This is a genomic window from Shewanella sp. NKUCC05_KAH (genome assembly GCF_019345585.1).
GTDB classification, from domain to species: domain Bacteria; phylum Pseudomonadota; class Gammaproteobacteria; order Enterobacterales; family Shewanellaceae; genus Shewanella; species Shewanella oncorhynchi.
The window spans coordinates 52,390-66,486 of sequence record NZ_JAHKQZ010000011.1 but is presented as its reverse complement, the minus strand read 5'-3'; the positions used below and the strand labels follow the sequence as shown (position 1 = coordinate 66,486).

Below are 14,097 nucleotides of genomic sequence, written 5' to 3'. Positions count from 1 at the left end.
TAAACACTAAAAGTATTCTGAACTATGGAGCAAAAGATTAGCCCAGCGCCAACTTTTGCTCCAGATAAGAACCATCACGCCAAATAAGTCCATTCCAAATACACGAGTGAGCACCTAAATCCTTAAAGCCAGCTAAAAACTCTCTGTAACTTGCTATTAAAGATGCAATTCGTCCATTTGCTTGAATTCATTTTTAATCTGTTGGTATTGCGATGGCCATTCGTCGTACCAAAGAGCAAACTCCTCTACAGGCATAGGTCGAGCAATGCCATAGCCTTGGCACAATTGGCAGCCCAATTCAGCTAAACTTTTACCATGGGCAATGGTTTCAACACCTTCAGCAATCACATTAAGATTAAATACTGACGCTAAGCGGATAACACCCTCCACGATACGCCAATCATCTTCGCTATCGAGCATACCTCGCACAAAACTCTGATCAATTTTTATCGTCGATATGGGTAATTGGCGTAAATACGTTAACGACGAATAACCTGTACCAAAATCATCTAGGGAAAAATGGACTCCCAAACGCTTACATTCCTGAAGGATATCAATTGCCAATGTCATATCTTCAATGGCGGCACTCTCTAAAATTTCCAATTCTAGATCCGAAGCCGTCAAATCGGGATATTGCATTAACGTCGATTTTAAGAACGCGCTAAAGTGTTCAGCCAATAGCTGCCGAGCGCTTACGTTAATACTTACTGCTATCGGACGACCACTCTGTTGCCAATTCTGCCATTGCGCTACTGCAGTATTGATAACCCATTCACCTAAAGCAATTTCAAGATCACTGCCTGCAATATCCGGTAAAAACTCACTCGGACCGACTATGCCTCGCAGTGGATGACGCCAGCGAATTAAGGCTTCCGCGCCAATAATTTTACCGGTAGCGAGATTCACTTTAGGTTGGTAAAACATCACAAATTCATGACGTTCAAAAGCTGACTTAAGTTCTTCTAACCAAGTTCTCCGAGCAATAATGTTACGATCAATGTCAGGATCAAACATTTGGAAACGATTCTTACCTGCCGATTTTGCCATATACATGGCTTGGTCGGCATGGCGCAATAAAATGTCGGGGTCAACGTTATCCTCTGGATACAAACTCACGCCAATACAAGCCGTTAAACAAAGATTTATATCGCCGATTGATATCGGCTGATCGACCGCCGCCAGTATTCGTAATAATACTTGAGTACATTCTTCCTCAGACATCATCTCAAATAAGATAACGAACTCATCGCCTCCTACCCGAGCCAACGTATCTTGCTGCCGAATCACCACAGACACATTATTTGCAATCGCAATCAACAGTTGGTCACCAACCTCATGGCCATAACGATCATTGACCACCTTAAACCCGTCAAGGTCCATAAAACACACTGCACAGATACTGCCATTACGTTGAACATGGGCAATCATTTGCTGAAAACGGTCTAAAAGTAAGCGACGATTTGGTAATCCTGTAAGTGCATCATAATTTGCCACGCGATCTAACTCAGTCTCATGGGTCTTTAATAACGTGATATCGGCTTGGGTTCCCGAAATCATCAACGCTCGACCTTGACTATCCTCTTCAACGACCCGCCCCTTACACAATATCCAGCACAGCTCGCCAGTCTTTTTAATGCAGCGCACTTCCAACTCTATACTGCTTGTTTTATGGATGAGATGCTGTAGAACCTGTTGCTCTATATTTTGCACATCTTCGACATACACATATTGACGCCAATTATTAACCGTCAGCTTCATCTCACCAGCTTGATATCCCAAAATGGCTTCAAATCTTGGGCTGATTTGCACTTCTCCAGTAACAGCATTCCAGTCCCAGAATCCTTGTTCAGAACCTTGAATAACCCTTTGCAATTGTGCTGTTTGAGCCGCTAGTTGTTGTTGAAGCTGTCGCGCCTGGGTAATATCTTGCACTGTACCGTGCAATTTAAATATCTTACCGTGCGGATCACGCTGTGCTTGACCCCTAGCCATAATCCAACGATGGGCACGATTAGGATCTAGCAACTCAGCTTCGCATTCATACTCTTCTCCCGTATGCACACATCGCATCACCAGCGTACTTAACGCTTGCCAACTCTCAGGAGTAAATAATTTCTGCACTTGTTCTATCGAAGGGGCTGCTTCTTTATATGGCAAGCCATAAATCACAAAAACCTGTTCAGACCAAGTATGCGAATCAGTAACTAAATCCCACTCCCAACTGCCAATCCCTGATAATTGTTGTGCTTGTTTTAATCCCAACTCACTAATGAGTAAATGTTCAGCATTTTTTTCTTGAGTCGTGACATCCCTTGCTATTCCAAATAAGCCACAAATTGCACCTTGAGCGTCAAACACAGGACCTTTGGTCACTTGAAAAATGGCTGCTTCACCCTGAATATGTAAATACTCTTTATGTGTGGTGACCATTGCGGACACTAATACAGTGCGATCTTTTTCTTGGATAATATCAATAGAGTCAGCATCAAAAATATCAGTATCATCTTTGCCCAAGATATCACTCATACTCTTGCCGACAAAGGTAGCGGCACCTTGGTTGACCAAGATATAACGCCCCGCCAAATCCTTCACAAAAATACCATCGGTTGTTTGAGAAACCACAGAATCGAGCAGTTGATGATTCACATCCAATTTCTGTAATGAGGCACGTAAATAGCCGCTTAGTGCACTGATCACTATGCCGTAAACACTTAGACTAATAAGCTGTAACCAATCTACCGAATGAATATTGTCGAGACTATCGGCGGTTGGATGAAGATAATAGACACACAGAACAGAGAGACATGTCGCGACTAATCCAGGGGCGAATCCGCCACCAATAGCGCTTAATGAAATGGGCAACATAAAAATCAGCAATAGTAAACGCTGGTGCTGCTCAGCTGAAAGTGAATTGGCAAACCATAGCGTTATCAGCGTAAAACTCAATATCGCAATGTATTTAAGCCATGAGATATTACTTATCGCTACAGAGCGAGCAAAGGTTATTTCAAGCAAATTACCCGATGGAGCATTATGACGGTCAGGAACGGCATTCAGAACAAAAAGTAGGATAAAGGCACTGGTAAATACAAAGAAAAAACCTTTAGCGAGGGATAAACGAAACACAGTTTCTGTGTCCGTAAATACAAGCAACAATTGATCGGATAAAAAGATCCATCCAAGCGCTGCAAGCGCATAAATAGCCACAGCTAAAATAATATATTGAGTCCGAGATTTATGATTATGTACAGTATTGTCAACCATCCTAACTCCATCACAACTAGCGCCATCAAAACGACTCCCTTGATCTATGATTGGCACTAACGCCAGCCAACAATAGGTGGTCATTCCACAGATGAACATCATATTTAAGCTAAAGACTATAACTTAAAAAACATCAGTATAATCTAATAAAAACCCGAAAGAACAATGTACAACATAAAAATGCAAATCAAATACATGACTAAAAATATAGCTATCAGATATTAAACTGCAAACAGTATCTAAAAATGATTATTGAGCGTTCAATCATTAACGATAGAACGCCGTATATTACTAATTTACAGTAAATTTTCTAAGTTAATGCACAGCATATCTGGCTCACAGTGCGATGACAATCTAAAATCCCCGGCGTAAATCATTAGGAACTCAGTCACCACATCGCATTTTTAACACACCAATAAGATGAGTGCTGAATCAGCCATGCTGACATAAAGCCTCTACCTACAAAACATAAAAAAAACATAATTTAAATACCTAAAAAGGTAGATATTACGGGTAAGGATATAAGCCCATACCTGTGAGGTTAAAATAAAAATATGCAAGCACTATTAAAACCCATGACTATAGAACTAACGCAAATGCAATGGAATATCATACTTCCTAAAAAGCTTGATTATCGAATCCTTATATAGTGGTTTGATAATGTAACCTTTAGCTCCTGCAGCTATTGCCTGCTGAACTGATGACTTATTTTTATTCCCAGTCAACATAACAATGGGCGTAATTGCATTTATTCCATTAGACTTATTAATGTGGTTAATAATATAAAACCCATTAGTATCAGGAAGATTTATGTCCATTAAAATAACGTCATATTTTTTCTTAGAAAGTAAATCTAACGCCATACGTCCAGACAATGATGTATCAAGTTCAATGGCATACGTTCTAAGAAGCATAATAGTTAAATTCAAACTAATGTGATCATCCTCAACAATTAACATCTTTGGCACTACAGGAACTTCAACTGATACAAGAGAATTTTTTGCCTCCGAATACAATCGATTATACGTGTATTTAGTATCAGGCATGGTTGGAGCTGCCTTGTTGCTAACCTCAATATGCTCCTGTTCTGGCAAAGGGGCTTCTGCGACCGTCGCCACATTTGATACATCAGTAACAACAAGTTCAAGTAAGTGCAACGCCTTACTTTGTAGTTTCAACAAAGCTGGTCTAATTTCATTAGAACGAATAAATGATAATATCTTCTTCAATGAAGCCAGATCTAACTCAGCGGTTCTATTACTTGCAAGGTGCGCTTCTGCCTTATCTAATGATTGCTCAATTTCAATCAAACTTAATTCAAAGCTATGTTCTAAATCCTTCTTGCGCTGAACACCTTTAAGGACAATCTCCTTGATATGCGAAGAGTAGTTATCTTGCACATTTACAAACTCTTCTACTTTTTTATATTTTCCTCTTAACCCAATTTCCCGCAATAAATGTGTACATATTATAATTGCTCTATGCACTTCATACATTGGCCTAGCAATTAAATAATCATTAATCACTCCACTACGATAAGCCTCGTACGCTTCTCTTTCTTGATGTTTTGGAATAAGAGAAACAACAGCATGCTCACATATTTCTACAGCCTGCAATTCCTCTATGGCTTCGTAATAAATAAGTAAAGTTTCTTGTAAAGTTTCAGCAGCAACAAGAATCACTTTTGGGGTTGATTGTTTGATTTGCTCAACAAGCTCAGCATTCGTTTTAATCACATGAATACGAGAAAAGTGACGGATTAGAACACTTATCAATAATCTATCATTATCTTGGTCGTTCGTATAGAGAACGATATGCTCAAAATTGACTCTATCCACTAGCATTACTCCTTTGCATAAAAAACTCAATTAGCGCAAATAAATCATCATCAACCTCTTGCCAACATTTTAAGATAACTTTGTAATCAATAGCATTGTTACGCGAAACACGCTCTAGTTCTTGGCAAGATAAATTTAATTTTTTTGCTCCTATGTAAAGAGAATTACTTTTAAGGGTATGGCTAATTGCAGTAATAATACGAAGATCATTATCCACAATTGCAGACCTTAATGCTTCACGCTTAACAAGTAAATTACTGTAATATTGCTCTAAAAAAATAGATAATTCTTCATCGCTTATATCTTCACCTACAAAGTTATATATATCTGATAAGTTGACTATCTGTAAGATATTCACTAATTCCTGCGGTGCTTCATCACAACAGAAAAAACTATTATCAAAAGAAGTATTATCAGTTTTAACTGTAGACTTTTTTAAACTTGCATTATTTGACAAAGTGACTTTTACTTCATCTAAAAGGCCAATCAAATCATTCAACGTCAGAGGCTTTACAAGTACGCGATTTGCTCCAGCCTGCAAACATTCATCTTTACATATGTCGCCATTATCAGCGGTCAACATCACAATAATCGATGGCGCTAATTCCCGATATCCTTCAACTTCTCTAATGACGCCAATGAGGTCTGAGCCCGATATAGTTGGCATTATCACATCAGAAATAACGACATTAAATTTATTTGTCTTAAAAAGCTCAATTGCTTGCATCGGATCTTGAACACAGGAAACTATGACTCCAACAGATAATAACTGCTTTTCGATGACAAATAAGTTTTCTTGACAATCATCAATAACTAACACACTAATATTACTATAATCAGCACTATCCGAAGCCTGCTCGTCAATAATATTCAAATAATTTTTAACATTAACGAAATCAGTTACTGATTGAATTCTGAGTGGTGGATATGAAATCACTTCGTAGTCGGAGTTAGACTTAGAAAGTGACACTCTCCTCAACTCTGCAACTCTTTCTTTTCTTGTAAAAAGACTAGTTACAAATTCATTCTTTGAGATAATATCATTTTGATTCAAGTCAATAAAAAGTATTGAGCTTTCAGTTTCAAATTCCAGTAATTCATTACTTGGTAAATATAGCAACTCGAAATCAAGTTCTTTGGAATATCTTGAAACTGATTCGTGAAAAATCGAACTGTTAGTATATGCTGTTACTGAAGAATCAATATCATAACGATAGGAGCCGCTTACATCATGCGCCGTAAAGTGACTATCTAAAGCAAAATCAATAACAAAATAGAAAACGCTACCATCACCGATACGACTAATAACCTGAAGATCACTTCCCATTGAACGACATATACTTTTACTTATGTATAGCCCTAAGCCAACACCACCATACTGACGGTAAGAATTTGATGATGCCTGCTCATACTTACCGAACACTTTTGATTGTTCCTCTTCAGTTAAACCGATACCATTATCAATAACAGAAAACTTTAGTTTTACATTTTCGAATGACTGTTCCAGAACTTCTACTTCTAATAGAATCGACGAGTAAATTTTATTGGAAAACTTAATTGAATTGGAGATTAAATTATAGATAACTTGATTTAGTTTAACTTCATCACAAATAACCCTGCGATTAAAATTTAATGGCATAAAAAAGTCTAAATTAATGTCTTTTTTATCTGCTTGAAGGCTAAACGCATCAACAACAGATTCGCCTAACAACCTAACATCTACCGAGTCATTTTTAACATCTGCACTACTCTCATTTGTCTTTTTAAAATCCAACATACTATTAATGAGTAATAAAACTTGTTTTGAAGTACTGAATGCGACAGATAATAACTTCTTATCCTGTGCCCTTACATTACCTAAACTGAGCTCAATTAAGCCTAGCACTGCATTTAATGGTGTTCTAATCTCGTGACCTAGAGTGGCAATAAAATCACTTTGAAAGCTATTCAATTGTTCCAGCTCTGAACATTTCTCTATTAATACTTTTTCTTTCTCATATCGTTTAGATTCATCTATAATTAACCCAAACCGAGTTTTATCATCAAGGAAGAAATCTCTATACTCAAAATACAACCCTGATTTAGTTTTAAAAGATAGACATATTTTTTTATTAGTTGCACATTTATATCTAAACCACTTCATAATTCTATAATTATTTCTACCAACAACCTCATAGCTAACAATATCTTTAATTAAACTAAAAAATGACTTGCCAATATAATTATCAAAATGTAAATATGGGAAAAAGTATTTAACCCCGCCACCAATAAAATCAATATTGCCAAGAACATTTATGACAAGAACACCGTCTGAAGTAATTTTCTGATATCTAGAGTCATCACCCGCAGGATTCTCACACCTAAATTGGCTATACTCGAAATTTTTTGTTATTGACGCATCATGCTCTACAACACAGAGCACAATAAAATTTTTATTTGCCATCTTTAATAGGCTAAACTTTAAACAGTTACTTCCTATCATTAAGCATTCATTAGGCGTGATATTCTGTTTAATCTTTTCAAAATGCTGAATTATTTTTTTCTTGGCATTTTTTAAAAAATTATTATTTGAGAAAATTTTATTCTCGCCTAACCACTCCCCCTCAGGTGATAACATAAATGCACAAGAATCAAACAAGTCTAAATCAATACCATTCATCATCGCATATCCTTATTGCAAACTAGCATTCATTACTACTGAACTGAATTTTTATACTGATTAAACCAGCTATACACTTTATCACACGCTGAGATGAGCCTCTCAGGATCAATATTATAATTATCAATGAAATAATCGACAGTAACCCAATCACCTTCCATATACGCCAGAGTAAGTTGTAAACAATGAGCTAGGTATCCATGATTATTAAGTAAAGCACGCTTTATTTGCTGTTCAAGAGGAAGCGGCTCTATCGCTCTGTTCATCGGTTTATCTAAAATGGCATCTAAAGTAGATAATAATCCAGTCAAAAATGCTGACTCTTTCAACAAAGGAAATCCCATTAATGATATTAACTCTTCACATAACCGAGCCCTGATTATAGTATTATTAATTAACACAACTGGTTTATTGGGGTTAAGTTCAGCCAAAATAATGAGACTTACAAACTTACGAAGTTTATTTTCACCTAAAAAAACCATAGTCTGCTTAATAGAGGTAAATTCATTCACATGCTCAAACTGACTTGAATTGACATACCTTAGTAATTTATAGGTAAGATCTAAATCTTGAGAAAAATAATGTTCAAGTTTTTTATAACTAAAATCAGACTTAAAAACCTCATTGTAAATAGACATAACAAAATGTTGTGTAGCACCTATTTCACTCCCCTCTATGAGTTCTGGCTTATAAAAATAATAACCTTGAAAATAATCAAAACCGAGTGACTTAGCTAGCCTATACTCTTCCAATGTTTCAACTTTCTCTGCAAGTAACTTTAAATTATACTGTCTAAATTTAGGTATCAGATGAGAAACACTATCTAAAGGCGTTGAAATTATATCAATTTTTATAAGTTTAAAAAAAGGAAAAAAACGTTCCCACTCAGGAGAATAAACAAAGTCATCTAAAGCAAGATAATAACCCAAGTTAAATAACTCTTTAATTAAAATAAAGTTATCCTCGCTTGGGCTAACAGTTTCCAATACCTCAACAATAATATTTTTGTATGGAAACATGTATAATAAATGGTCTCGCAAGAAATGAGATGGAAAATTAATTAATGCTGGCTTCCCTTCGGTTAAATCCTCTAGATCCATACTTAAATAACTATTTACAAACACTTTAGCTGTAGCAACATTGTCTGTAACACCCTGTGGGAAATAGTTATCCCGGCTATTTCTAAAGAGCAACTCATAAGCAACAACGTTTTTATTTCTATTCAGTATAGGCTGTCTTGCCATATAAAAGCGCATAGTTCACCTCTTCCCTTTGGGTCACTTAACTTTATAATCATTAGTGAATCAGTCCTTTAATTTTTCAGTCTAGACCTAGGTGCCCCATCTTTCAACTGCACTTTTCTAGCCTAGACTATAAATTAGCAGAAGTAGTGATTAAATCCGGTTTAAATCTCAGATTTATGTTTAATTTAGGTGAATATTTAAAAAATTATCCTCAAAACATAAATACCTATTTTTAGGTATAACCATCTTGTTTATCCATAAAAATTAAGTATTAAATGAACCGCAATTCTAGTATTCCGCAACACAATAAAATGAATAAAAAGAACACTTAAAACTGAAAAAATCTATTATTAATCCTTTTAGACATAATGGAATTGTTGGCTTATTGCCGGTTAATGGCGTCATTACATAGCAGTGATACTAGACGAAGAACTTACCGCACTAAGGTTTGCTGACGAGGATATCACAACGATTTGACTGGATTTGATGCGAGGCTGAGCCCGTGTAGTGTCGTTATCCACATAAACGGGCAACATTAGCAGGTGATGAACACCATTTTGAGCTAGCTTAATAACAATACTAGTCGTGCCCCCAAGGTTTGGGTGGTAATGCTACTGGCTGGGTAAGATCAAAATCGACTTTAAAATTGCGTTGTTCTCGCGTGAGTTGGTAACTAAAAATCGTTGGCGTAATTTCCATGTGCCACACATTGGTAATCGACTGAGTGAGTCCATTCTTGACGAAGTTATCGATAGATTCCCTATCGATTGGAAATGACTGTTTCTGTACTGTCCCATCATTCATAGTGTCGCCGCCATACATGGTCACAGCATCTTCACTTCCATCCTGATGGCGATGGTCGTGCTTCAACTTAAGCCCTTGCTGCGTTTTAGTCAGCACCCAAGTACGCGAGTGGTCATCACCCACATGGAACGGGATCTTGAGCTCAGTGTCGCTACATTCACGCACGTGCATAATTAACGACTTGCCGCTAAAGGCCGAATCGGCACTGTCACCCGATACCACTTTTCCCGCAAAGGCTTGGCCACAATGGGCCGCAATTTGTGCGAAAAAAGTATTCTGCGTCTTGGTGGATAGCGACTCAACTTGAGCGGCGATGGATGGCAAAGCGATAAAAGACAAACTGATAAGCCCAAGGCTCGGTAGGGTAATGTTGGGATTCATTATGTTCTCCACTTTTTTAGATGGAAAACACCCTAACACTAGGAAATAAATTCAAACTGAATTTCACCTAGTGTTAGTGATGATAAACCAAAGTGATTACCAGCCGATATAAGTACGCGAACGATTACCCAGACGCTTTTTGATAAAGCGAGCCGTCATAATACTGCCTACCATCATGAAAATGAAAATCCCAGCGGAAAAGAGCACGCTAGTCACAGCAGAACCTGGTGGGAAGCGGAAACGCATTACGGTTGCAGCCGTGTTAAATAGCATATCGAAGAGTGGATGAATAAAGAAAATTGCAAAACTCATCTCAGCGACTTCGACTAACCAAGGCAAACGACTTCGTCCCGACAACCATTCACAGAAATTCAGTACTAATACACATAAACAAAGTTTCTGAATAAACTGCCAATCGATACCGTTGTACTCAAATGGTGCCTTATGATAGTTACCAATATGCTGCACTATGTAAGTTTGTTCGACTAAGCTCACCACTAAAAAAATCATCGCTAGTGCGGTGAAAATAGAGCCAAAGCGCGTCACAATATGTTCATCTTGCGAATATAAAATACCAATCAAGTAGAAAGGTACAAAATACACGACTGAGTGAATGAAATTGACGTTACCTATAGGTCTATGCAATAGAATTGCTACCACACAACTCAGTACAAATAGTGTCCAACGCATCTGCTGCGAGCAACGGATAAACCATAAAAAAATCGGCGAGAATAAAAACACCGCCATGATGAAGGGAATGTACCAGTGCGGATACAGAATATAACCGTTACGCACAGTATAAAAAATACTCAGTAAGACATTATCGAGCGGCTGATGCTCCATAAATATCCAGCGCAAACACAAACAAAATAGACCAATCAATGACACAACTAAAAAAGGATAAAGTACGTTTTGTACTTTGTTCTTCATAAACTTGCTGTAGTCGAAATCCCTATAAAAAATGCGATGGAAAAAGTATCCCGAGATAAACACAAATAACGCCGTGCCACCACGCAATAGATTTTCCAGCAACAGCGGGAAACCTTCACCAGAGTTGTAAATACTGTGGCCAAGCACGATAAAGATAATCGCAATGCCACGCATGTAGGTAAATTCGAGCTGATTTTTTCTCATTATTAATTCATCGCACAGTAGAGGGTTCTTCCATCAACAACACTCGCAGAAACCCTAATAGTTCCATGGACTTCCGCTTCGTTGAATACCAGATACTGACCCTCACGCTGAAAGGGGAATGCTAAAGGTAACAGAGTTGCCGCCTCAATGCCCTCACAAAAATTTTGTACTGGAACATCGAGTAATGGACTGCCACTCACTGACAAGTTACTAAATTGCGCACTCATCCCTAAATAAGCTTGAGTCATTTCCTCTTGATAGGGCACCACATAAAAGCCAGAACGTACGTCACCCACATCGATAAAACTGCTGCTATCGCTCACGCTCGGCATAACCAATAACGGCACTTTTGGATCCTGCACATTCAACAACAACTGAGACAATTTTGCTTGAGTGGCAGGGTAATACGCTAGCATCTCCTGCAGCTGTTTCTTCTGTTTAGTGTCTTTCTTGTCTAGCGGGGATACTGGCTTTACACGGTTCAGTAGTAAATCCACAGGCAACATACCCGACATGACCGACTCTTTCCATACATAAGGGTCTTGAGTGCTATCCAACAATATGCCCGCCAGAGCGCCAATATTTGCCGCCTCAGCCGTCCAACCAACCCACATCTTCTGCTGTTGATAATAGTCATACACATATTTTGTCAGTATTTGCTGATAACCAAGTAAAGTTTGATTTTGACTCAATACACGCGCACCAGCGACCAATTCCACATACTTAGCGCTGCCTTCAACTAGATCATTGATGTAACCGACTTTATCTTCATTCGGCGCAATTTGGCGCCATTGCTGCAACCAATAGGCTGCATAACTAAGGTGTAATGACTGTTGCTCGGGTTGTGCCAGCGCCGCCATTAAGGCATCAAATAACTGTAAACGATAATAGCGAGCATCGAAGTTGAGCGGAAAGACCTCGCCCTCATAACGCTTACCGTCTTCTAATACTCGCCATTCGGATTGGGCATAAAAATGGAAGGCTTCATGCAAGCCATTGCTCGCCCAGATTAAAAAAGCTAAATCCGTTGGCTTAGTGTCGCGAGTAAATTGGATGTTAGGCACTTCGAGCTGGATCAATACGCCCGGCTGGCCATTATATTGCGGAAAGCCGAAACTCACCGATAGACCCGAGTGCAGATTGACCGACTCTAACACACTGTTATCTTGGATTATTTCGCCACCAGGCTGTCGAAGCCAGACATTACCACCATAACTAAAGAGGTGTACTTTATCTTCAAGGCGAAAACCGGGCCACAAAGCTTCGCTCTGGCGACTATTCTGTGCCATAAAATCGAGGTAAAGACGGGCGAGTTGTTCCGGAGAGGCCTCATCGGCAAACGCGGGGGTAGCGGCAGAGACACCTAAAAGCCATAGGATCACTACCATAATATTTTTCATTTATCTGCCTAAACAAACACAAGGGGTTTACAAAACAGCGCTAGCATATAGCGCAATCAAGCAATAGTGAAACATTTGCAAAAAAATATTTTTACCCCAGAAAATCTCAGTCAAAACCAAATCAACGACTCCTAATGAAATCATATTTTTAGCACAATTTTGCATCACTTAGGCGATTGCGTTCGCAATAGGCTTAAGTCTTAGGTTCGCTCGGCTTATCTCCAAACCACAGTGCGAGTTTATCCGCTGCAAGGGATTTCACTTCATCATCGATATATAAGGTCACCATAGTCAGGGCAGCGGCAAGGGCACCTAAATCATCGGTAAAGCCAACTAAAGGAGTCAGATCGGGAATCGCATCTAAAGGCAAAATAAAATACGCTAACGCGCCGTAGATGACTGACTTAGCCCACTTAGGCGTATTGGGTTGTTGCGCTGCATAATAAAGCCATAGTGCCCGCTCGATGACCTCTCTACCTGCTTGACGACTAAAGAGTTTGATCTTGTTCCAAAATCCGCTGTCAGTAAATTGATCATCCGCCATCATATTTCTCCAATACCCTAAAGTTGTTTGGGTATACACCCATGCCACTTCACAGTGTACGACGATAAGCCGCAGGGGTCAGGCCAAATTGTTGCTTAAAACGTAAGGAAAACTTTTCCGCAGATTGATAACCACAGGCCAAAGCCACTTGTAATACTGGCTCACTCGAATTCTGCAACATGGCTAAACCATGACAAAGCCGCACTTCTACCAGTAACTGCCTAAAACTGGTGTCTTCTAAGGCCAATTTACGCCTAAGGCTTGCCGTGCTCATGTGTAACTTGTCGGCAATATCCTCCTGCTGCCATGACGCCGAAGGACTCACACTCATCAAGGCCAAGGCCGCTTGAGTCACGCTGCGTTGGGTGTGTCCATACAACCAGTTCACACTGCGTTTATCCGGCAAACTTAACAGTAACGCGGCCAAATAATGTAGTTGAACAGGATCGGCCAGAGACAAGATCAAACTCTGTAATAGCGCATTCCAAGCTAAGTCCACAGCGCGTGATATATTTTGGACTGGCATAGGGTCACGCCAATCGGTTGCACTTGATAAAATACCTTGGGGTAAATCATGGGGGAGTAATAACTGCACCGCCCGATAACGCCCAAGAAAAGGTCGATTAACAAAGCTAATATGCGAACCAGCAGGAATTAACAGTAACTGCCCTTGGCCTACTGAAACAGATTCATCTTGCCAGAGCAGAGACTTTTCACCATAGATAACCCGAATAATCGACGGCTGATGTACAGGGACTTGAGATAAAGATTGTGCCTGCTTCGAATCATATTCAAACATACGGATCATGACACCAGCCTAATTATCAAT

General features: G+C 38.9%; 9 protein-coding genes. All 9 read right to left on the bottom strand.

Translation table 11 applies throughout. The features are described 5' to 3' along the window. Nucleotides 1–156: 156 nt before the first annotated feature. The gene (locus tag KO533_RS11490; protein ID WP_219254207.1) at nt 157–3,264 is read right to left on the bottom strand and encodes an EAL domain-containing protein; all 3,108 of its coding nucleotides are present in this window, start codon (nt 3,262–3,264) and stop codon (nt 157–159) included. A gap of 587 nt (nt 3,265–3,851) precedes the next feature. Continuing rightward, entirely contained in the window at nt 3,852–5,102 is a 1,251-nt protein-coding gene (locus KO533_RS22850) for a response regulator (RefSeq protein ID WP_219254205.1), read from the bottom strand. Next, a complete protein-coding gene (locus KO533_RS11480; RefSeq protein WP_219254203.1) occupies nt 5,095–7,764 on the bottom strand; it encodes an ATP-binding protein in 2,670 nt (889 codons plus the stop codon). Before KO533_RS11480 ends, KO533_RS22850 begins: the two co-directional genes overlap by 8 nt. Nucleotides 7,765–7,796: 32 nt before the next feature. Then, nucleotides 7,797–9,017: an HDOD domain-containing protein gene (locus tag KO533_RS11475; RefSeq protein ID WP_219254201.1), complete on the bottom strand. Its 1,221-nt coding sequence runs from the start codon at nt 9,015–9,017 to the stop codon at nt 7,797–7,799. 567 nt (nt 9,018–9,584) lie between these two features. Continuing rightward, a complete protein-coding gene (locus KO533_RS11470) occupies nt 9,585–10,190 on the bottom strand; it encodes a hypothetical protein (RefSeq protein WP_219251800.1) in 606 nt (201 codons plus the stop codon). A 96-nt stretch (nt 10,191–10,286) separates the two neighbouring features. Beyond that, complete coding sequence (locus KO533_RS11465; RefSeq protein WP_219254199.1) at nt 10,287–11,324, bottom strand: acyltransferase; 1,038 nt, start codon at nt 11,322–11,324, stop codon at nt 10,287–10,289. 2 nt (nt 11,325–11,326) lie between these two features. Next, complete coding sequence (locus tag KO533_RS11460; protein ID WP_219254197.1) at nt 11,327–12,724, bottom strand: hypothetical protein; 1,398 nt, start codon at nt 12,722–12,724, stop codon at nt 11,327–11,329. Nucleotides 12,725–12,917: 193 nt separating this feature from the next. Beyond that, entirely contained in the window at nt 12,918–13,268 is a 351-nt protein-coding gene (locus KO533_RS11455; RefSeq protein ID WP_105250505.1) for a YkvA family protein, read from the bottom strand. 49 nt (nt 13,269–13,317) lie between these two features. Then, on the bottom strand, nt 13,318–14,076 hold the full coding sequence (locus KO533_RS11450) for an AraC family transcriptional regulator (RefSeq protein WP_219254195.1): 759 nt from the start codon (nt 14,074–14,076) through the stop codon (nt 13,318–13,320). Between the last annotated feature and the right edge of the window lie 21 nt (nt 14,077–14,097).